A 21,067-nucleotide genomic window follows, 5' to 3' on the forward strand; every position below is an offset into this window, starting at 1 on the left:
TCACGGCAGAATGGGCTTGTGCTGCTCATCCTGCAAGCCTGTCAGCAAACTGCGGCCATCCTCACCCACCCGCAGTACCGCAAAACGAGCCTTGGCGAAGCGCTCGCCTTCACCCTCCTGAAAGAACCAGGCTTCGCTTGGCAAGGCGGGCCGGTCCCACGACCAGCGGGTACGCCATTTGAAACTCAAATAGAACTCACCGGCCCGCAAGGGCTTGCCATCTTCCAGCCGCTGCAGGCGCGCTACCCCGCCAGGGTCGGCTTTGAGCACCATACGACTCTGCTCGGGGTGCTCTATTTCGGGCAGCACGGCATCCGGGTTCTTTTGCCGTGCTGCTTCACGCACAGCATCCTCTTTCTGCCGTAGCTGATCCCCCAGCTGCTGCGCCACCTCGTAATCCAGCGCCATGTAGTCGCCCTGCATCAGGGAGCGTGGATCCACCGGCGCCAGCGCCAGCACCACCACCCGTCCTTGGTGCAACAAGCCCTCATTGCGCCCGATCAGCCCGGCAAAGGCCAGCAGTGGCAGCAGCAACCCCGCCAGAAACAAGCTGCGCTGCCGTGGCAATCGTTCAGACCATTTCATGGCTGTCTCCTTGTTTGTGCTGTACACGGCGACGCCAGCCGTACCAAACCAGCATCAGGCTGCCGCTGACCATCAGCAGGATGGACTTGTGCAGCAAGGTCCAGCCCAGGTTGAAGTAGAAATAGCCAAAGCCAGCGACCACACACAGCACACCGATGCCCAGCAGACGACGGTCACCATGCTCCATCCCCATCAGCAATACCAGCAGCCCCACACCCAGCATGGGCGACAATACGGCGGTTGGCAGGAAGAGCAGCAAGGGTGCCAGTGCAGCCAGGGGCACCTCTTCCTGTTTCAAGAGGCGCCGCCCCAGCCACAGCAGCAATGGCAGAGCAAACACCAGACTCTGCGCATTCCACCAGGTGCGCAGCTCATCCCCCTGCCCTGACCACTGATGAGCAGTAGACTGCACCATGGCCTGCAGGATGACGGCACCGAGCAGGGCCCAGAAGAACGGACGCAGCCAGTGCCGCCAGCCCCGTACCAGTGCAGCGTCGTTGAAGCGGAAGCATAGCCAGAGAGCGAGACACTCCAGCAGGTTTCGCAGGGTTTGCGGGATGGAGAGCACATCCCACACTTGCCGACTGCCATCCTCCGGATCCCAACCGTAGCGTAGCGAGGTCCACACCAGCACCTCAATGGCCGCCAGCATGGCCACCGCCGCCAGAAAGCGGGCAAACGCATTGGCCCCGATCACGTAATACGCAGCCGCAATCACCAGTCCATACAGGGCGGCAACCTTTTCCTTATCCTCCCAACCGATATTCAGTCTGGAAAACAGGCCAAACCACAAGCAGCTTCCGCCCGCTACAAACAGTGGTACAGCAATGTGCTCAAGAAACACGGCTCGCTGCTTGACTCGCATCAGCGCCCAGCCGGCTACCGTGTACATCACGCCAAAGGCGATAAAGCTGCCCGGTGAACCCTCGCCACCATTGGCAAACAGCAGGAGACTGGTGAAGATGATCACCAGAATGGCCGAAACCCAGGCCGCAACCAGCAGTAGGGCATCCAGATACCAAGGCAGCTCACGCTGGGTTTCGGGTGGCAATTCTGCCGGCAGCCGCCCTTCCCTTTGCAGCACCTGCAGGACTTCAGACACACTGAGCGTGCTCATGCTGCCCCCTCCTGTTCAGACCATTGCCCATGCCACTGCCGCAGCAGCTTCACCACACCGATACTCATGGCAATACTGAGCAGTGCAAGGATCAGCCAGGTACCGGTATCGCTCATGCGCATGCGCGAACCCACACCGATCAGGATGGCCCCTCCCGCCGCAAACACCGGTAGAGTCACCATGAACAGCTCTTTGCGGCGGTAATAGAGCGCGAAGCCGCCTCCCAGCCACAGCAGGCTGGGCAGCAAGGTGATGGTTCCCTGCAGCACGCCGACACCATCATGCCAGCCACCGTGCTCCATCCAGAAGTAATTGCGCCAGTCCCCGACCACCGACCAGAGCGCAAGGGTACATTGCCAAGCAATACCCGCGCCAAGCAGGCGCGGCACCACCCGATGCTGCCAGTGCGGCAGATGGCCACGCCAGCGCTCCCAGCTCAGTAGCGCTAGCGTGTGCAGCAACAGCATGGGCATATTGATGGCATGCATGGAAAAGGCACTGTTGCTGTACAGGCTTTGCCATAGCCACAGAGACAATGAGAGGATGCACAGCCACAGTAGCCACAAGGGCTGAAAGCGTGCCAGCAGTGTCCAGGGCAAACCCAATACAGCCCATAGGGCAAACAGTTGCCAGGGGTCGGCACCGGTCTGATACACCTGCCCCACCACCGCAGCCACCACCCCAATCATCACCACCGCGGCAAACAGTGACCACTGCCCACGCGCTTGCTCCCATGGGCTGATCAAGCTGACCCCGGCCGCCAGTACCAGCCCGGTCAACACCAGGGCCAGTTTGGCCCAGCCCGGCAGGGCATTCCAGTTCCAGGCAAAGAAACTGACAATGCCGGACAGCAGCATCAGTACTCCGCCGACCAGCAACAACAGATCCGATTGCTTGCGCCAGACCGGCGGCGTGGGTCGTAACCCGGCCATCCGCAAGGCTCGCTGAAAGCCAGACGCATCCAGCAGTCCCTGCGCTGCCAGCTGTCTGAGTCGATGATCACTCATGGGAGTCTCCATGCCGGACAATGCGGGCATCATAACCCGCTTGCCCAGCCACGGAAACGTCAAGCGTACAAGTATTGAAAAATGAACCCGGCAGTCACCGGGGACAACACTGCCCCCTTTGGACAGGGCCTGCGGCTAGCTGGACTGTTTCAGCAGCGCGCAGCCGCTCTTCTCCACCGGGCGGAAGGCCCTGTCTCCCTTGATGGTCCGCATCACCTTCAGCAAGTCCCAGTCGCTCTTGGACTCGGAAGGCCGCTTCACCTGTACATAGTACATGTCATGAATCATGCGGCCATCCTCGCGGATGCGCCCAGCCTTGGCAAAGAAGTCATTGATTGGCGTGGATTTCATTTTGGCCATCACGGTATCGGCCTCATCGGTCCCCGTATCACGTACCGCGTTCAGATAATGGGTAACGGCTGAGTACACCCCAGCCTGGTTCTGATTGGGCATGCTGCCAAATTTTTTGTAGAACCGCTGCGCCCAGGCCCGGGTTTCCGGGTTCATGTCCCAATAGAAGGCGGTGGTATAGCGCATGCCTTGTGCCGCATCCAGACCGAGTGCGCGAATATCGGACTCATATACCACCACGCCGATGAACTCTTGCCCTTTCTCAGCCAGACCAAAATCCTTGGCCTGGCGCATGGCATTGACAAAGTCACCACCTGCATTGGCCAACACCAGCTCTTTGGCACCCTTGGCTTGCACCTCCAGCAGTGGCCCGGTCATGTCGGCCTGCCCAGGCTCGTGCTTGACACTGCCAAGGAATTTGCCGCCGGACTGCTTGATCAGCGCCAGGCCATCCAGCATGTCGCCGGTCAGCGGGCTGGCCTTGCCGTAATCCACCATCAGGATGGCCCAGCTATCAGCTCCGTCCACCGAGGCCTCTCGGATCGACGTGGTGATCAGCGCATAGGCATCCATCGCGTAGTGAATGCCATATCGAGTGCAAGCTCGGTTGGTCAGCTGGCTGGTGGTAGCCCCCGTGGTCATGGTGATCTTGCGCTGGGTGGCGGCGTAGCGTTGTACTTCCAGCGCTACTTCGGAATTCATCAGGTCGGTGACCATGTCAACTTCGCCGCCTTCCATCCAGCCTTTGGCGATGCGTACCGCTTCTTCCGGCTCGTTACGATGGTCCGCAGAGACCAGCTGGATGGGCTTGCCCAGCACCTTGCCACCAAAGTCGGCAATCGCCATCTGTGCCGCGGCAACGGTACCTTTACCCCCAACCTGGGCGTAGATGCCGTTCATGTCGGTCAGTACGCCTATCTTGACCACGTTGTCGGAAATACCAGTCGCTGCCTGGGCGAAAGACGCAGTCAGGCAAGCCACCGCCAGCAGGCGGGGGGTGAAAGTCATGGTGTTCTCCTGTCTCTCTTCGGAAAGCACCCGTCAGTTCATGCTGTCGGGTCTGTAGTTTTTGGTGCAGTTGTTATTGAACTTCAGTTCACTGCTTTGTGTATTTTGAATTAATATTCACGCAGTTACAACCGGTCTGCAGTATGCAAAAGGACAGGTGTCTTAAAACCGGCTTACCGTCTCGTGAACAAAGAGGGCGTAATGCGAAAACTGCAGAGAAAGTGGCGTTATCTCGGGGTCACAGCGCGTGCCAAGATCGGCGCTTTACCACAGTGCAGTCACACCACAAGCTAATCTGCATTAAAGCTGGGGCAAGCGCTCGACCAGGAAGGACACCGCGGCTTCCCGCTGACGACTGCGCCGCATGGGCGGCAAGCTGCGCCAGATACGCTTGCCGTAGGGTTTGTCGATCAATCGGGGGTCACAGATCATCAACACCCCATGATCGGTTTCGGTACGGATCAAGCGCCCGGCACCTTGTTTGAGGGTGATCACAGCATTCGGCAACTGATGGTGGATGAAGGGGTTGAGTCCCTGCTTCTGCAGATGTTCAATCCGTGCCGCCAGCACCGGGTCATCCGGTGCGGCAAACGGCAAGCGGTCGATCACTACCAGCGTGAGGGCATCACCAGCTACGTCCACCCCTTCCCAGAAACTCTGGCTGGCCACCAGAATGGCGTGCGGCTCCTGCCGGAAGCGCTCCAGCAACTCAGTGCGCGATGCCTCCCCTTGCAACAGCAAGGGATAGCTCAAATCGGCACCCGCCAGCCGGATACTCAATAACTCGTGGGCTTCACGCATGGCGCGCAAGCTGGTAAACAGCAGAAAAGCACGCCCCTGGCTGGCCGCCACCAAGGGAAAGGCCGCCTCCACCACTGCGCGGGTATAGCCCGGCGCGTTCGGCTCCGGCATGCCTTCCGGCACATACAGCAAGGCTTGCTCGCCATAGGCAAACGGGCTGTCCCAGCTCTGGCTGGTAGCTTCATACAGCCCCATTTCATTGCAGTAATGGTTGAAGTCACCACCGACCGACAAGGTCGCCGAAGTAAAAACCCAGCTGCGCACCCCTTGCTTGAGCTGACGGTTGAACAGGCTGGCAATCGACAACGGTGTGCTGTGCATCTGGAAGCCGTGCTGGGTGAGCTCCAGCCAGCGGATCAAGGTACCTTCCGTCAGGTTCTGCCAGGCATCAAACAACTGCAGCAGCATATCGGCACGCTCGGCGCAGCGCTTCAGCTCTTCTGCGCGGGCGGCCTGGCTATCGAGCAGTTCCTTCAGTTCCTGCAAGGCACGCCCCACCTCCTCCAGCTGCTGCACGAACGCGTCGTTTGCCAATACCTCTTGCTGCGACAGGCGCGCCACCTCCATGCGGAAAGTCAAACGCAGGTCACGCACAGCTTTGTCCAGCACCTGAGCCGCTTCCGGCAGTACCGCAAAATCACGTGCGTGCAACAGCGCCTCGATACGGCTGTCACGCGACAGTTCAATCAGCTGGCTGGATGACAAGGTATCGCCAAAAAACTGGGTGGCCACTTCCGGCAGCTGATGCGCCTCATCAAACACCACGGTATTACAGTTCGGCAACAACTCGGCCACACCGCCATCGCGCAGGGCCAGATCGGCAAAGAACAGGTGGTGGTTCACCACCACCACGTCCGACTGCATCGCCTCACGGCGTGCTTTCATCACGAAACAGGCTTCGTAGTCTTCGCACTCCTGGCCGAGGCAATTGTCGCGGGTCGAGGTCACCGCGGACCACACCGGGGCAGACTCTGGCACGCTGCCCAGCTCACTGCGGTCACCGCTCTGGCTGACTTCAGCAAAACGGATGATCTTCGGCAGCATGGCCGCATCTTCGCGTGACGCAAAGCGCCCCTGTTCCTGCGCGCGCTTCAGGTGATAGAGACAGACATAGTTGGCGCGCCCTTTGAGCAGTGCAATGCGGGCCGGACTTTTCAGCGCAGCACGCACCGTAGGCAGGTCGCGCAGGAACAGCTGGTCCTGCAGGGTCTTGGTGCCGGTGGAGATTACCACCTTGCCACCGGAGAGCAAGGCAGGTACCAGGTAGGCCAGTGTCTTGCCAGTGCCGGTGCCAGCCTCTGCCACCAAAACCCGGTTTTCGCGGATGGTCGCTTCAATGGCAGCAGCCATCTCCTGCTGTGCCTCGCGCGCCCGGAAACCGGGTATCGCCTTGGCCAGCGGGCCATCCTCTGCAAAGGCATCAATCAGGGTCAACGGCACGGGGGTGACATTTCAAAGCTGGGGGGTGCATCATACCGCATCTTGCCACCCGACCGGACCCCCTTATGCCGCAGGACAGCAGCCAGGCCGACTTTTGGAACAGCCGCTATCAAAATGGCGTCACCCCATGGAATGCGGGCGGCATTCCACATGAAATTGCCGAGTTCGCTCATCAGCACGAGCGGGGGCGAGTGCTGATTCCCGGCTGCGGGCATGGCCACGAGGTGCAGGCATTGGCTCAGGGCGGCCATCAGGTTACCGCCATTGATTTCAGCCCGGATGCCGTCGCTGCAGCACAAGCGGTGCTCGGCCCCTTGGCAGACTGTGTCCATCAGGCGGATTTCTTTGCATTGAATGACCCGCAGGGTTATGACTGGATTTACGAACGGGCTTTCCTGTGCGCACTGCCGCGCAGTCGCTGGTCTGACTGGGGACGTGGCATGCAAACCTTGCTGAAGCCGGGTGGCTATCTGGCAGGCTATTTTTTCCTGGCCGACAAACCCCATGGCCCGCCCTTTGGTACAGATGAGGCCACAGTACAGCAGCTACTCGGCCCCGGCTTTGAGCGACTGGCATGTGCGCAAGCCCGCTACAGCCTGCCGGTTTTCTCTGGCCAGGAGTACTGGATGATCTGGCGACGCTGTGCGTAAAGTCACTGGCGGAGCCGGGGTTCAGGGTTTACGCTGTAAGAAGCCCTTGCTTTTCCTGTATGGAGTTACCCATGTCTGCACAGAAGTTTCGCCTGGTTACCCGTAGCGACTTTGACGGGCTGGTTTGCGCGGTCCTGATGAACGAACTGGAGCTGATTGATGACATCCTGTTCGTCCACCCCAAGGACATGCAGGATGGCAAGGTGGCCATTACCGGCCATGACATCACCACCAACCTGCCCTACGTGGCAGCAGCACACTTGGCGTTTGACCACCACCATTCGGAGACCATCCGCAATGAAGGTGAGCGCAAGAACCACATCATTCACCCAGATGCTCCTTCCGCTGCGCGGGTGGTGTATGACTATTACGGCGGCAAGCAGCGCTTCCCGCACGTCAGCGATGAGATGATGGAAGCCGTCGACAAAGCTGACTCGGCGCGTTTCAGCAAGGAAGAGGTGCTCAATCCGGAAGGATGGGTACTGCTTAACTATCTGATGGACGCTCGCACCGGGCTGGGCCGCTTCCGTCAGTTCCGCATTTCCAACTATGCGCTGATGATGGATTTGATCCGCTACTGCCGCGACCACGGCATTGAGGACATCCTCAAACTGCCGGACGTGGTAGAGCGCATCGAGCTATACCGTGAGCACGAAGCCAAAGCCAAGGCGCAGATTCTCAATTGCAGCAAGGTGTATCAGAATCTGGTGGTGCTGGACCTGCGTGATGAAGACACCATTTATGCGGCAAACCGCTTCCTGATCTATGCCCTCTTCCCGCAGTGCAATATTTCCATCCACGTGATGTGGGGACGGGACAAGCAGAACACCGTGCTGGCCACCGGCAAGTCCATCCTCAACCGCAGCTCGCAAACCAATATTGGCGAGCTGATGCTGCGCTATGGCGGCGGTGGGCATGAGAATGCCGGTACTTGCCAGGTCGAGAATCACGAGGCCAATGCCGTGCTCAGTGCATTGACCAGCAAGATCAATCAGGACGGCTGATTACAGCATCTGCGGGTAGAGCAGCTCCAGTCGCTGCCGCGCGCCAGGGTAGTCCTCCCGTTCGTGGATATCTTGCTGCAGGAAGGCTTCCATTTGCGGGATCAGCGCGATGGCCCGGTCCAGAATCGGGTCCGCCCCCCGGCTGTACGCCCCGACATTGATCAGATCACGATTGCGCTGGTAGCGTGAATACAGGTACTTGAACTGGCGAACCTGCTGCAGCTCCTGTGGGTCGATCAGGTCGGTCATCACCCGGCTGATGGACTGCTCAATGTCGATGGCCGGGTAATGACCCTGATCCGCCAGCTGCCGCGACAACACGATGTGGCCATCGAGAATGGCACGAGCGCTGTCCGCAATCGGGTCTTGCTGGTCATCCCCCTCCGACAGCACCGTGTAGAAAGCCGTAATGGAACCCGACCCCGCTCGGCCATTGCCTGCGCGCTCCACCAGCCGTGGCAGCATGGCAAATACGGAAGGTGGATAACCTTTGGTGGCGGGGGGCTCCCCAATCGCCAGAGCAATCTCGCGCTGCGCCATGGCGTAGCGGGTAAGTGAATCCATGATCAGCAGCACATTCTCGCCCCGGTCACGGAAATACTCTGCCAGTCGGGTGGCGTAGGAGGCGCCGTGCAGCCGGATCAGTGGTGGTGCATCGGCAGGCGCAGCCACCACCACCGAGCGTGCCAGTCCGGTCTCACCCAGGATATTCTCGATGAAATCCTTGACCTCACGCCCCCGCTCGCCGATCAGGCCCACCACCACCCGATCCGCCTCGGTATAGCGCGCCATCATGCCCAACAGCACACTCTTGCCGACGCCGGAACCGGCAAACAGACCCAGACGCTGCCCACGCCCAACCGTGAGCATGGCATTGATGGTGCGCACCCCGACGTCCAGCGTCTGTTTTACCGGCATCCGTTCCATCGGGTTGTAAGGGCGGCTACCCAAGGGCACCAACCGCTCAAAGCGCAAAGGGCCTTTGCCGTCCAGCGGGCGGCCAATGCCATCCAGCACCCGGCCCAGCAGCCCTTCACCCACCGGCACTTGCCGGCCCTTGTCTTCACCCGCTGCCGGGCGGTAATAGGTTTCGCCAAAAGTTGGGGTGTGCTGGCCCAGCGCTTCCACCGGCACCACCCGTGCCCCTGCCTCCAGCCCGTAGGCATCCGACAGCGGCATCAGGAACAGTTTGTCACCGGCAAAACCGACTACTTCGGCTTCAATCTGGAATTCACCCGCGTCAATCCGGCAACTGCTGCCCACCGGCAAGCGCAGCCCGATAGCCTCCAGCACCAGACCGGCGGCACGCACCAGACGCCCAGCGCTTTGCCACGGCTGCACATCGCCTACCGCAATGGCGGCATCCTGCAGGTAACGCTGATAATCAGTCAGGCTGTGCATGGCCTTGCCCCAGTGCGGCCAGCACGCGCTGCCACCGGGTTTCCAGTGTAGCATCCACACTGCCGCCCGCCGTTTCCAGGCGGCAACCGCCACGGGTCAGCGCGGGGTCCGGTTGAAGTAACCAGCCATCAGGGGCAAGCTCGACCTGCAAGCTGTGCCGCAGCAAGTCCAGGTCTTCCGGATGCAGATACAGGCGCGGCTGCTCGCCCAGGTAAGGTACATCTGCAATCACTTCCTGTACCAGTGCCAGCAGCCGCTGTGGCTGCTCACGCAGGGTATCACTCAGCACCTGCTCGGCCATGCGGACTGCCAGGTGCACCAGATCAGCTGCCAGTTGCTGCTCGGTCTGGCTCACCAGTTGCGACAGGTGCCCCGTCAACTCGGTGAGTACCGCCAGCCGGTGGGTCAGCTCATCCTGCCCCGCCTGCAAGCCCGCTGCATAGCCCTCGTCATGGGCTTGCTGCTGCAGGGCAGCCAGCTCTTCGGCGGTCGGCATCATCAATACTTCGGGTTCGACCTCAGGCAGCAGTGCTTCCGCCTGCTGATGGTTCTCGCTTGCCGGGTCGGCTACGGACTCAGGCGGTGCAAGGGGTACACCAAAATTGGTGGTGGGCTCCCAGCGCTGATACTGGGTCAGAGCCTCTGCCGGGATTACCCTATTCGACAAGGCCTTCGTCCCCACCCTTGCCGCCGAGGACAATCTGACCTTCGTCAGCCAGCTTGCGCACAATCTTCAGGATTTCCTTCTGCTCGGCTTCCACTTCCGACAAGCGGACCGGGCCCTTGGCCTCAAAGTCATCCCGCAGCATTTCGGCGGCACGTTGCGACATGTTCTTGAAGATTTTGTCCCGCAGTGCCTGGCTGGTCCCTTTCAGCGCCAGCACCAGCGAATCGGACTGCACTTCACGTAGCAGCAGCTGAATGCCACGGTCGTCGATGTCGATCACGTTCTCGAACACAAACATCTTGTCCTGAATCTTCTGTGCCAGCTCGGGGTCGTATTCGCGGATGGCCTGAATGGCCGACGTTTCCACCACCGCGCCCATGAAGTTGAGGATTTCGGCGGCCATCTTCACGCCGCCCAGTGCGCTCTTCTTGATCTTGTCCGAGCCGGACAGCAGCTGGGTGAGCACCTCGTTCAGATCACGCAGCGCCGAGGGCTGGATACCATCAAGCGTGGCAATCCGCAGAATCACATCATTGCGCAGGCGCTCGACGAAGCAGCCTAAAATCTCACTGGCCTGGTCTTCTTCCAGGTGCACCAGAATGGTGGCAATGATCTGCGGGTGCTCGTTCTTGATCAGCTCCGCCACCGAGCTGGAATCCATCCACTTCAGGCTTTCAATGCCGGTGTTGTCACCGCCCTGCAAGATACGGTCGAGCAGGTTGGCGGCCTTGTCGGTCCCCAGCGCCATGGTCAGCACCGAGCGGATATACTCATCGGCAGCACCGAGGTTAGCCCGGTTCATCGAGGCGGCGCGGAAATCACGCAGGACATCGTCCACTTCTTCGCGCGTCACCCCCTCCATCGCCGCCATGGCAAAACCGAGCTTCTGCACATCTTTAGGGCCCAGGTATTTGAACACCTCGGCGGCCTCGGTTTCCCCCAGCGACATCAGCAGGATGGCACCGCGTCGAACCCCAGCGTCGCTCATGCGTCATCCTCCTTCACGATCCACTCACGGATGATGGTCGCCACCATGCGCGGGTCTTCCTTGGCCAGATTCTTGGCTGTGCTCAGATTGTCAGCATAGCTGGCGACACGAGCAGCCTCTTCGGCATCTTCACGCTGTCTAGCCTGCTGCTGCTCTTCCGGTGACAGGCTCACCGTATCCATCACCTCACCATCCGGCCCAAGGCTTGGCACGCCCGCCGCGCCCCCCTGCCCGGCACCGGCGCCTGCACCGGCCAGTTGCGGCTCCATACGGTAGCTGCTGCCGGTGAGGTCACGCATCAAGGGGCGCAGCACGCCAAAGAACAGGTAGGCCGCAATGCCGCCAATGACCGCGTACTTCAGCCAGTCCATCCAGCTGAGCGTAGCCTGCGCCATCACCTTGTCCACCAGCGAAGTCGGTGCCGCGGCAGCCAGCTGGCTATCCGCAAACTGCGCATTCACCACGTTCAGGCTGTCGCCACGCTGCTGATTGAAGCCCATTGCTTCGCGCGCCAGATTCTCCACCTGCCCCAACTCCTGTCGGGTCAGCGGGACAAAGCTGTCCTTACCGGATACGGTTTTCTTCTTGTAGTTCACCACCACCGCCACGGACAAGCGCTTGACACTGCCCGTCGGCAGCAAGGTGTGGCTGACGGTCTTGTCCACTTCGTAATTGGTGGTGTTTTCACGATGGCGCGTGGTGCCACTGCCGGTCGTCGCATTGGCGGTGGTACTGCCGGGCGGATTGGTCGCGGTCAACGGTGCGGTGGCCGCACCCGGCGGCTGATTGGACAAGGCGCCCGGCACACCGCCCGCCCCGGTGCTGCCATCACCAATGGTTTCCACCGTCTGCTGACTGCGTACCGTCGCTTCGGATGCCGCGCCATTGGGCTTGAAGGTCTCCGAGGTCTGCTCGGTCTGGGCAAAGTCCAGCTGTGCCGTCACCTGGGCCTTGATGTTGTCCTTGCCCCAGACCGGCGACAGGATCTCTTCGATCCGTCGTGCAAAGCTGCTTTCCACCTGATGGACGTAATCCAGCTGCTTGGCATCCAGCCCGCCGGGACGGGCGCCTGCCGTGTTGTCCGACAGCAGGTTGCCGCGTTGATCGACGATGGACACATTCTTCATCGGCAGATCCGGCACGCTGTTGGCGACCAGGTGCATGATGCCGGCAATCTGCGCTTCATCCAGGGTACGGCCGCCGCGCAGGTTCAGCAGGATGGAGGCGGTGGGTTTTTGTTGCTCGCGGACAAATACGGTGCTCTTGGGAAAGGCCAGATGCACTCGGGCCGACTCAATGGCATCAATGGACTCAATGGAGCGCGAGAGTTCGCCTTCTACCGCACGCTGGTAGGATACCTGCTCGGCAAACTGGGAAATCCCCAGCCGCTGGTTGTCCATCAGCTCAAAGCCCGCAGCGCCGGACTTGGGCAAGCCCTGGGTGGCCAGCTTGATCCGGGTATCGTACACCACGTTTTCCGGCACCATGATCACATTGCCGGGTTCGACGGTGTAGGGAATATTCATCTGCTGCAGCGACGCCACCACTGCACCACTGTCCTTGTCCGACAGGTTGGCAAACAGGGTTTTCTGCGCGGGCTTCTGCGCCCACAGCAGGACCGCCACCACCATCGCCACCAAAGCAGCAACCGCCACCATGATGGCGACCTTGCGGGAGTTGGGCAGCTCGCTGAAGCGTGTTGTCAGTGCGGAGAAGGGTTGCGTTGCCGCTTGTGCCATAGCCAGGAGACGCTACCCTCAAACCTGCATGTTGGAGATTTCCTGATAGGCGGTGGTGAGCTTGTTACGCACCTGTACCAGGGTCTGGAAAGAAAGGCTGGCCTTCTGCATGGCCATCATCACATCCTGCAGATCCATGCCCGGCTCTCCGACGGCGAAAGACTGCTGAGCCGACTCTGCCTGCTTTTGCAGATCGTTGACGCGGTTGACCGCCGATTGCAGCATCCCGGCAAAGTCACCCCCACTCGTTGGGGCCTCCGTCGCAGTACCACCGGCAGCCTGATCGGCCATCGAGCGCATGTTGGACAGAAGTTGCTGCACGCCGTTTACGTTCATTGCGCGACCTCCGTTCTGTGGATGGGTTCAAAGCAGGCCATGCGGCGCTTGCACTACGCCCATCATGACCCTGACGTCATGTTTCATATTATGACACGAGATGCCGCCTGTGGTGCGGCTTTCTGCCGAATCAGCCCGCCCCGTCGCGCTGGTTGCGGCGATATTGCCACGGTGGCTCTGCCGACCGGTCTGCCCACAAGCCGGAGCCCTGCCCCTGCGCCTCAGACTGTGCTGACTCATACCGTGAAAACTCCTCGCCCGACTGGCCCTTGCGGGCATACTGCTGGTAGTGCCAGGCCATCCCCTGCTGCACCTGCCGGAAGTTGACATCCTGCTCGCCCAGCCAGACCTGCCCGACGTTACGGCCATAGCGATCCTGCTCCACCACCTTCACCCGCACTTGCTGCTGATAGACCAGATCAGACAGCGCCTGCTTGGCACGCATGCCATAGGGCTGAGATTTCTCCGGCGCATCAATAAAGGCCAGCCGCACCTTATAGCGCTGATGATCCGCATCCAGCACCGTCAAGGTATCACCATCCGACACCCCGACCACCGTGCCGACGATCTCTCCCGCAGCCGCACGCTGCTGGCCGCCGCGCCCCTGCCATTGCCAGCCCGCCCACAATGCCAGCAGCAAGGCTACCATGGCCATCAGCCGCGCGATGCCACTACGGGCGTTCAGCAATCGCATGACTGCAGAAAGAATCGACTGCCTGCGCATTTTCCTGCCTCCGACTCAGGCCCGCCCCCACCATTGCTGCGCCTGCCAGAAACCCAGCAGGGTCAACATCACCGAGCCACAGACATGCAACAGGATCATCCCGGTTGCGGCCACCCAGTTACCCTTGAGCAAATGGGTCAGCACTTCTGAGGAAAAGGTGGAAAACGTGGTCAGGCCGCCCAAAAAGCCGGTCATGATAAACAGCCGCGTCTCCGCTGACCAGTGCGGGTGCGCCAAAACCGCCCCCATCGCCAGTCCCATCAGGTAACCGCCGCCCAGATTGGCCAGCCAGGTACCGAGCGGCAACCAGCTGGATACCGGGTTCAGCCACACACTCAAGCCCCAGCGCAGCCAGGCCCCCAGCGCAGCCCCCGCCCCTACCGCCAACCACATCATGTCCCTCTCCTGTTGCTGTATCTGGCAGCAGATTGTGCCAGAGCGCTACCCTTGCGGCAGCAAGCCATATGAAATTTGATTTGATTCATGCGCTTACGTACAATCGCAAGCCTCTTTCCGGCAAGTGCGCTGCACACTGCCGACCCCGAACCAGGCCCGAGCCATGTAAAACCCCTGTTTTGATCAGCGGAATACCCGAACATATCATCGACACCGCCCATGCTGCCGGTGTCGCTCTGTATTGCTGTGGCGGCTGCGGTGCCGCCCTTGCCCAAGGCTAACATCATGAGTCAGATCGCTAACGAAGTCGGCCGTCGCCGGACCTTCGCCATCATTTCCCACCCCGATGCGGGTAAAACCACCCTGACCGAGAAGCTACTGCTGTTCTCGGGCGCCATTCAGCTCGCCGGCACCGTCAAGGCGCGCAAATCGGGCCGCCATGCCACCTCTGACTGGATGGAGATTGAAAAGCAGCGCGGCATTTCCGTCGCCTCCAGCGTGATGCAGTTCGACTACCGCGAGCACGTCATCAACCTGCTGGACACGCCCGGCCACCAGGACTTCTCTGAAGACACCTACCGGGTGTTGACCGCTGTGGATTCGGCACTGATGGTGATCGACGCCGCCAAGGGCGTGGAAGAGCAAACCATCAAGCTGCTGAATGTCTGCCGCCTGCGCGACACCCCCATCGTCACCTTCATGAACAAGTACGACCGTGAAGTGCGCGACTCGCTGGAGTTGCTGGACGAGGTGGAGAACGTGCTGCAGATCCAGTGCGCGCCCATTACCTGGCCCATTGGCATGGGCAAGACCTTTCGTGGGGTGTACAACATCCTGCAAGACAAGGTGGTGCTGTTCGACGCCGGTCAGGAGTCGGCCAACCAGCTGGTCAACGAGGTGATCGACGGCCTGAACAACCCGCGTCTGGATGAACTGTTCCCACTGGAAATCCAGCAGCTGCGCAACGAAATCGAACTGGTGCAGGGGGCCTCACACCCGTTTGACCTGCAGGCCTTCCTGGCCGGCAAGCAAACGCCGGTGTTCTTCGGTTCTGCCATCAATAACTTCGGCGTGCGCGAGATTCTGAATGCACTGGTGGACTGGTCCCCCGCACCGGGTAATCGCCACACCATGCAGCGCGATGTAGCACCGACCGAAGCCAAGTTCTCCGGCTTCGTGTTCAAGATTCAGGCCAATATGGACCCGAAGCACCGTGACCGCATTGCCTTTGTGCGGGTGTGTTCCGGTCAGTTCGAGCGCGGCATGAAGATGAAACACGTGCGCCTGAACCGTGATGTTTCAGCCAACAGCGTGGTGACCTTCATGGCACACGAGCGTGAGCAGGTGGAAGAAGCTTGGGCGGGTGACATCATCGGCATCCCTAACCACGGCAACATGCAGATTGGCGACAGCTTCACCGAAGGTGAAGTACTGCAGTTCACCGGCATCCCCTTCTTTGCACCAGAACTGTTCAAGGCCGCCCGCATCCGCAACCCGCTGAAGATCAAGCAACTGCACAAAGGGCTGCAGCAGCTGGGTGAAGAAGGTGCAGTGCAGGTGTTCAAGCCGCTAAACGGTGCCGACATCATTCTGGGTGCCGTGGGTGTGCTGCAGTTTGAAGTGGTAGCCAGCCGCCTGGCCAACGAATACGGCGTGGACGCCGTGTTTGAATCGACCAGCACCGCCACCGCCCGTTGGGTCAGCTTCAAGGACAGCAAGCAGCGCGCTGAATTTGAAAAGGCGCTGGTACACCAACTGGCGATCGACGCGGGCGGCAATCTGGCCTTCCTGGCCACCAGCCGCGTGAACCTGCAGCTGACGCAGGAACGCTGGCCGGATGTGGTGTTTCACGCCACCCGGGAACACGCCGCTCAGCTGTAATTCCACGCCTTCATGGCAGGCGCGCCAGGCTGGCGCGCCTTTTTCTTGTCCGCAAGCAAAATAAAATCAGCGTTCACGCATAATTACCTCACTAATATTTCGCAGGCTTTGTAGTTTCAATACGCGAAAATCATGCATATCGCCATCTACCTCTCAAGGCAGGATGCGCCTTATACGGCATGATGCGCCGCACAAATGGCAATTCACTGTCAAAATCTCACTTGTTTGCGCGCTAACAATGTACCTTTACTACACTTTACTCACCTGTACACAGTAGGCATAATACGGCGCAACTGTAGTGTGCCAGTCGGCTGGCGCTGCGCATGTGCGCCAGCGCACTGACCCCATCCACAAGGCAAGGGCATGATCCGGTACCGATACGCTGTACAGCATCCCCATCCTCCGACCCGCTTGACCCAGCGCAAGCCCGTAGCCTTGGCGTTCCCGGATACTGGCGCTACAAGCTGTTTCTGCCTGATCCAAAACCACCGGCAAACTGACACCTGAAAGCAGGCCATCCGCCCGCCAACAGGCTATGCTGCCTTTGCGAGACAACATCAAGAGCAAGAGGTCCACGATGACTGCACTACCACCGAATGACATCGACCCGCAAGAAACCCGGGAGTGGCTGGAAGCGCTGGAAAGCGTTCTGGAACACGAAGGTAGCGAACGCGCCCAGTTCCTGCTGGAAACGCTGACCGACAAGGCGCGCCGTACCGGTGCCCACCTGCCCTTCTCGGCGACCACCGCTTACCTGAACACCATTCCGCCGCACAAGGAAGCACGCAGCCCAGGTGATCATGCGCTGGAAGAACGCATCCGGTCGTACATTCGCTGGAACGCACTGGCGATGGTGATTCGCGCCAACAAGAATTCTTCCGAGCTGGGCGGCCACATTGCCTCCTTCGCCTCGGCTGCCACCCTGTACGATGTGGGTTTCAACCACTTCTGGCATGCACCCACCGCCGAACACGGCGGCGATCTGGTCTATATGCAGGGCCACTCAGCGCCCGGCATCTATGCGCGCGCCTATCTGGAAGGCCGTATCAGCGAAGACCAGCTCAACAGCTTCCGTCAGGAAGTGGATGGCGGTGGTCTGTCGTCCTATCCGCACCCGTGGCTGATGCCGGACTTCTGGCAGTTCCCGACCGTGTCCATGGGTCTAGGCCCGATCATGGCCATCTACCAGGCCCGCTTCATGAAGTATCTGGAAAGCCGCGGCCTGTCGAAAGATACCAACCGCAAGGTCTGGTGCTTCTGCGGTGACGGTGAAATGGATGAGCCGGAATCGCTGGGCGCCATTTCGCTGGCTGGCCGCGAAAAGCTGGATAACCTGGTGTTTGTCATCAACTGTAACCTGCAGCGTCTGGACGGCCCGGTGCGCGGCAACGGCAAGATCATCCAGGAACTGGAAGGTGACTTCCGTGGCGCGGGCTGGAATGTGATCAAGGTGGTGTGGGGCAGCTTCTGGGACCCTCTGCTGGCGCGCGACACCAAGGGCCTGCTGAAGCAGCGCATGGAAGAATGCGTGGACGGCGATTACCAGACCATGAAGTCCAAGGATGGCCGCTATGTGCGCGTCCACTTCTTTGGCAAGTACAAGGAACTGGAAGAAATGGTCGCCAACATGTCCGACGAGGACATCTGGCGTCTGAACCGTGGCGGTCACGACCCGCACAAGGTGTACGCCGCTTACCATCAGGCGGTGAACAATCCTGGCGGCCGCCCGACCGTGATTCTGGCCAAGACCATCAAGGGCTACGGCATGGGCCGTGCCGGTGAAGCACAGAACATCACCCACCAGCAAAAGAAGATGGATATCGACTCGCTGCGCGAGTTCCGTGACCGCTTCCGCATCCCGGTCAGCGACGAGCAACTGCCGGAAGTACCGTTCTACAAGCCTGCCGACGACAGCCCGGAAATGCAGTACATGCTGGGTCGCCGCGCGGCACTGGGCGGCTACCTGCCCTCGCGCAAGCCGGTAGAAACCGCGCTGGACATTCCGGCACTGAACACCTTTGAGCGCCTGCTAAAATCATCTGGTGAGCGCGAACTTTCCACCACCATGGCCTTTGTGCAGATGCTGGGCATGCTGGTGAAGGACAAGAATATTGGCCGCCACGTGGTACCGATCGTGCCGGATGAATCCCGCACCTTCGGCATGGAAGGCATGTTCCGCCAGCTGGGCATCTGGAGCTCGGTCGGTCAGCTGTACGTGCCGCAGGACAGCGAACAGCTGATGTTCTACAAGGAAGACAAGAGCGGCCAGGTCCTGCAGGAAGGCATCAACGAAGCAGGCGGCATGTCGGACTGGATTGCTGCGGCGACGGCTTACGCCAACCATGGCGTGCCGATGATTCCGTTCTACATCTACTACTCGATGTTCGGCTTCCAGCGGATTGGTGACCTGGCCTGGGCAGCGGGCGACATGCGGGCGCGCGGCTTCCTGCTGGGTGGTACCGCCGGCCGCACCACGCTCAACGGTGAAGGCTTGCAGCACCAGGATGGCCATAGCCACGTCTTCGCGGGCTTCATCCCGAACTGCCTGTCTTACGATCCGACCTTCTCCTATGAGGTGGCGGTCATCGTGCAGGACGGCCTGCGCCGGATGTACGCCGAAAACGAAAACATCTACTACTACATCACCTTGATGAACGAAAACTACACCCACCCGGAGATGCCGGAAGGGGTGGAGGAAGGCATTCTCAAGGGCCTGTACCTGTTCAAGCAAGGTGCGGACAGCGACAAGAAGGTACAGCTGCTGGGCTCCGGTACCATCTTGCGCGAATCCATTGCCGCCGCAGACCTGCTGCGCGACGACTGGGGTGTGGAGTCGGACATCTGGAGCGTGCCGAGCTTCAATGAGCTGAAGCGCGATGCGGTTGCTGCGGAACGCTGGAACCTGCTGAACCCGACCGCCGAGCCGAAGCTGAGCTATGTGGAGGAGCAGTTGTCCGGTCGCCAAGGACCGTTCATTGCCACCACCGATTACATCCGCAACTACGCAGACCAGATCCGTAACTGGGTGCCTGGGCAATACGTGGTGCTGGGTACGGATGGTTTTGGTCGTTCGGACACCCGCCGCAAGCTGCGCCACTTCTTCGAGGTGGACCGCTACTTCATCACCGTCTCGGCGCTGTCGGCGCTGGCCAAGGAAGGCAAGATCGGTCGCGATGTGGTGGCGCAAGCCATCACCAAGTATGGTCTGGACCCGGAGAAGGCCAACCCGGCCACCGTATAAGGGCTTCCACGCTGGAATCGACCGGGCTGCCTCACCACGGCAGCCCGCTACACTAGACAGGAACAGACATGAGCACGCTCATTGAACTGAAAGTACCCGACATTGGCGATTACAAGGATGTCGAGGTGATTGAAGTATTGGTCAAGGTTGGCGACACGGTACAGGTGGATGACTCGCTGGTGACGCTGGAAACCGACAAGGCCACCATGGAAGTCCCCGCCGCCGCCGCCGGGGTGGTGAAAGAGGTGTTGATCAAGCTGGGCGACAAGGTGTCCGAAGGCAGCGTGTTGGTCCGGGTGGAGGCTGCCGCAGCAGGCGTCAGCGCACCCGCACCCGCACCCGCACCCGCACCCGCACCCAGCCAGTCTGCCGCAGGCGGTGTAGTCGAAGTCAAGGTGCCGGATATCGGTGACTACAAGAGCGTTGATGTCATCGAAGTGCTGGTCAAGGTTGGTGACACGGTGCAGGTGGATGACTCGCTGGTGACGCTGGAAACCGACAAGGCCACCATGGAAGTACCGAGCAGCGCCGCAGGCGTGGTGCAAAGTGTCCACCTGAAGGTGGGCGACAAGGCATCGGAAGGCAGCCTGATCATCACGGTCGCCAGCAGTGGTGCGACAGCAGCGCCAGCCCCTGCTGCAGCCCCTGCCCTGGTCGCAGCACCGGTTGCTGCACAGGCCGCCCCCGCCGCTGCACCTGTCGCCGCCGTCAGCAACCCGCCGGTGTCCGCCGGCATGGATGGCAACCTGATGCCCACCCATGCCGCACCAGCGTTTACGCCGATTGACGAAGTCGGCTTTGCACAAGCGCACGCTAGCCCGTCGGTGCGCCGGTTTGCCCGCGAGCTGGGTGTCGACCTGTCCAAGGTCAAAGGCAGTGGCCCCAAGAGCCGCATCGTGCAAAGCGATGTGCAGCAGTTTGTCAAAGGCGCACTGCAGCAGCTGACCAACGGTGCGCCCGTCGCAGCCGCCGCGCCCGCAGCCGGTGGTGGCAGTGGCCTGGACGTGTTGCCATGGCCCAAGGTCGACTTCAGCAAGTTCGGCCCAGTGGAAAAGCAGCCGCTGTCGCGCATCAAGAAGATTTCCGGTGCCAACCTGCATCGCAACTGGGTGATGATTCCGCATGTCACCAACCACGAAGATGCTGACATCACCGAGCTGGAAGCCTTCCGCGTTCAGCTGAACAAGGAAAACGAGAAGAGCGGCGTCAAGGTCACCATGCTGGCCTTCATGCTCAAGGCAGCGGCGGCAGCACTGAAGAAGTTCCCGACCTTCAATGCCTCGCTCGATGGCGACCAGCTGGTCCTCAAGCAGTTCTTCCATATCGGCTTTGCCGCAGACACCCCGAACGGGCTGGTGGTGCCGGTGATTCGCGATGTCGACCAGAAGGGCGTGTTCCAGATTGCCCAGGAAATGGGCGAGCTGGCCAAGCTGGCACGCGATGGCAAGCTGAAGCCCGAGCAGATGCAAGGCGGCTGCTTCTCCATCTCCAGCCTGGGCGGCATTGGCGGTACCTACTTCACCCCGATCATCAATGCGCCGGAAGTGGCCATCATGGGGGTGTGTAAGTCGAGCATGAAGCCGGTATGGGATGGCAAGCAGTTTGTGCCACGCCTGATGCTGCCGCTCAGCCTGTCGTGGGATCACCGCGTGATCGACGGCGCGGAAGCCGCCCGTTTCAACACCTACTTCGCACAGATCCTGGCGGATTTCCGCCGTGTGATGCTGTAAG

17 protein-coding genes are annotated in these 21,067 nt (G+C 60.5%); 5 read left to right on the plus strand and 12 right to left on the minus strand.

The window, feature by feature from the left end:
- The 5 genes from HF682_RS10025 to yoaA all read right to left on the minus strand — a co-directional run bounded on the left by HF682_RS10025 (nt 1) and on the right by yoaA (nt 6,309).
- Nucleotides 1-585, minus strand: coding sequence for a GDYXXLXY domain-containing protein (locus HF682_RS10025; protein WP_168877157.1), 585 nt, complete (start codon nt 583-585; stop codon nt 1-3).
- Entirely contained in the window at nt 572-1,702 is a 1,131-nt protein-coding gene (locus HF682_RS10030) for a DUF4401 domain-containing protein (protein WP_168877158.1), read from the minus strand. Before HF682_RS10030 ends, HF682_RS10025 begins: the two co-directional genes overlap by 14 nt.
- Nucleotides 1,699-2,709 carry a DUF2157 domain-containing protein gene (locus tag HF682_RS10035; RefSeq protein WP_168877159.1) on the minus strand — a complete coding sequence of 337 codons (1,011 nt, stop codon included), beginning with the start codon at nt 2,707-2,709 and terminating at the stop codon, nt 1,699-1,701. Before HF682_RS10035 ends, HF682_RS10030 begins: the two co-directional genes overlap by 4 nt.
- A 135-nt stretch (nt 2,710-2,844) precedes the next feature.
- Nucleotides 2,845-4,068: an ABC transporter substrate-binding protein gene (locus HF682_RS10040; protein WP_168877160.1), complete on the minus strand. Its 1,224-nt coding sequence runs from the start codon at nt 4,066-4,068 to the stop codon at nt 2,845-2,847.
- A 300-nt stretch (nt 4,069-4,368) separates the two neighbouring features.
- Nucleotides 4,369-6,309: a DNA repair helicase YoaA gene (gene yoaA, locus HF682_RS10045; RefSeq protein WP_308418723.1), complete on the minus strand. Its 1,941-nt coding sequence runs from the start codon at nt 6,307-6,309 to the stop codon at nt 4,369-4,371.
- A 65-nt stretch (nt 6,310-6,374) separates the two neighbouring features.
- Here yoaA and HF682_RS10050 point away from each other — a divergent pair, with 65 nt between their 5' ends.
- Complete coding sequence (locus tag HF682_RS10050) at nt 6,375-6,959, plus strand: methyltransferase (protein ID WP_168877161.1); 585 nt, start codon at nt 6,375-6,377, stop codon at nt 6,957-6,959.
- Nucleotides 6,960-7,030: 71 nt separating this feature from the next.
- Nucleotides 7,031-7,963: an exopolyphosphatase gene (locus tag HF682_RS10055; RefSeq protein WP_168877162.1), complete on the plus strand. Its 933-nt coding sequence runs from the start codon at nt 7,031-7,033 to the stop codon at nt 7,961-7,963.
- On the opposite strand, the gene fliI is transcribed toward HF682_RS10055, so the two are convergent.
- From fliI to crcB, 7 genes are all read right to left on the minus strand, one after another.
- Nucleotides 7,964-9,364 carry a flagellar protein export ATPase FliI gene (gene fliI, locus HF682_RS10060; RefSeq protein WP_168877163.1) on the minus strand — a complete coding sequence of 467 codons (1,401 nt, stop codon included), beginning with the start codon at nt 9,362-9,364 and terminating at the stop codon, nt 7,964-7,966.
- A complete protein-coding gene (locus HF682_RS10065; protein WP_168877164.1) occupies nt 9,348-10,031 on the minus strand; it encodes a flagellar assembly protein FliH in 684 nt (227 codons plus the stop codon). The genes fliI and HF682_RS10065 overlap by 17 nt, the downstream gene beginning before the upstream one ends.
- Complete coding sequence (gene fliG / locus HF682_RS10070) at nt 10,021-11,019, minus strand: flagellar motor switch protein FliG (RefSeq protein ID WP_168877165.1); 999 nt, start codon at nt 11,017-11,019, stop codon at nt 10,021-10,023. Before fliG ends, HF682_RS10065 begins: the two co-directional genes overlap by 11 nt.
- Nucleotides 11,016-12,758, minus strand: coding sequence for a flagellar basal-body MS-ring/collar protein FliF (fliF, locus tag HF682_RS10075; protein ID WP_168877166.1), 1,743 nt, complete (start codon nt 12,756-12,758; stop codon nt 11,016-11,018). The genes fliG and fliF overlap by 4 nt, the downstream gene beginning before the upstream one ends.
- 18 nt (nt 12,759-12,776) lie before the next feature.
- A complete protein-coding gene (gene fliE, locus HF682_RS10080) occupies nt 12,777-13,094 on the minus strand; it encodes a flagellar hook-basal body complex protein FliE (protein WP_168877167.1) in 318 nt (105 codons plus the stop codon).
- Nucleotides 13,095-13,224: 130 nt separating this feature from the next.
- Entirely contained in the window at nt 13,225-13,788 is a 564-nt protein-coding gene (locus tag HF682_RS10085; RefSeq protein ID WP_240947224.1) for a thermonuclease family protein, read from the minus strand.
- 45 nt (nt 13,789-13,833) lie between these two features.
- Nucleotides 13,834-14,214: a fluoride efflux transporter CrcB gene (crcB, locus tag HF682_RS10090; protein WP_168877169.1), complete on the minus strand. Its 381-nt coding sequence runs from the start codon at nt 14,212-14,214 to the stop codon at nt 13,834-13,836.
- Nucleotides 14,215-14,499: 285 nt separating this feature from the next.
- On the opposite strand from crcB, the gene HF682_RS10095 reads away from it, so the two are divergent.
- The 3 genes from HF682_RS10095 (at nt 14,500) to aceF (ending at nt 21,066) form a co-directional block, all read left to right on the plus strand.
- Nucleotides 14,500-16,095, plus strand: a complete 1,596-nt coding sequence (locus HF682_RS10095) for a peptide chain release factor 3 (protein ID WP_168877170.1) — start codon at nt 14,500-14,502, stop codon at nt 16,093-16,095.
- 577 nt (nt 16,096-16,672) lie between these two features.
- Nucleotides 16,673-19,336 carry a pyruvate dehydrogenase (acetyl-transferring), homodimeric type gene (aceE, locus tag HF682_RS10100; protein WP_168877171.1) on the plus strand — a complete coding sequence of 888 codons (2,664 nt, stop codon included), beginning with the start codon at nt 16,673-16,675 and terminating at the stop codon, nt 19,334-19,336.
- Nucleotides 19,337-19,404: 68 nt separating this feature from the next.
- Nucleotides 19,405-21,066: a dihydrolipoyllysine-residue acetyltransferase gene (aceF, locus tag HF682_RS10105; RefSeq protein WP_168877172.1), complete on the plus strand. Its 1,662-nt coding sequence runs from the start codon at nt 19,405-19,407 to the stop codon at nt 21,064-21,066.
- Nucleotide 21,067: the final 1 nt, after the last annotated feature.

Source organism: Leeia aquatica (assembly GCF_012641365.1).
In the GTDB taxonomy this organism is placed as follows: Bacteria; Pseudomonadota; Gammaproteobacteria; order Burkholderiales; family Leeiaceae; genus Leeia; species Leeia aquatica.

Coding starts and splice junctions, on each gene's coding strand:
- HF682_RS10025 (WP_168877157.1), bottom strand. CDS start 585: ATGAAATGGTCTGAACGATTGCCACGGCAGCGCAGCTTGTTTCTGGCG.
- HF682_RS10030 (WP_168877158.1), bottom strand. CDS start 1,702: ATGAGCACGCTCAGTGTGTCTGAAGTCCTGCAGGTGCTGCAAAGGGAA.
- HF682_RS10035 (WP_168877159.1), bottom strand. CDS start 2,709: ATGAGTGATCATCGACTCAGACAGCTGGCAGCGCAGGGACTGCTGGAT.
- HF682_RS10040 (WP_168877160.1), bottom strand. CDS start 4,068: ATGACTTTCACCCCCCGCCTGCTGGCGGTGGCTTGCCTGACTGCGTCT.
- HF682_RS10050 (WP_168877161.1), top strand. CDS start 6,375: ATGCCGCAGGACAGCAGCCAGGCCGACTTTTGGAACAGCCGCTATCAA.
- HF682_RS10055 (WP_168877162.1), top strand. CDS start 7,031: ATGTCTGCACAGAAGTTTCGCCTGGTTACCCGTAGCGACTTTGACGGG.
- fliI (WP_168877163.1), bottom strand. CDS start 9,364: ATGCACAGCCTGACTGATTATCAGCGTTACCTGCAGGATGCCGCCATT.
- fliG (WP_168877165.1), bottom strand. CDS start 11,019: ATGAGCGACGCTGGGGTTCGACGCGGTGCCATCCTGCTGATGTCGCTG.
- fliF (WP_168877166.1), bottom strand. CDS start 12,758: ATGGCACAAGCGGCAACGCAACCCTTCTCCGCACTGACAACACGCTTC.
- fliE (WP_168877167.1), bottom strand. CDS start 13,094: ATGAACGTAAACGGCGTGCAGCAACTTCTGTCCAACATGCGCTCGATG.
- HF682_RS10085 (WP_240947224.1), bottom strand. CDS start 13,788: ATGCGATTGCTGAACGCCCGTAGTGGCATCGCGCGGCTGATGGCCATG.
- crcB (WP_168877169.1), bottom strand. CDS start 14,214: ATGATGTGGTTGGCGGTAGGGGCGGGGGCTGCGCTGGGGGCCTGGCTG.
- HF682_RS10095 (WP_168877170.1), top strand. CDS start 14,500: ATGAGTCAGATCGCTAACGAAGTCGGCCGTCGCCGGACCTTCGCCATC.
- aceE (WP_168877171.1), top strand. CDS start 16,673: ATGACTGCACTACCACCGAATGACATCGACCCGCAAGAAACCCGGGAG.
- aceF (WP_168877172.1), top strand. CDS start 19,405: ATGAGCACGCTCATTGAACTGAAAGTACCCGACATTGGCGATTACAAG.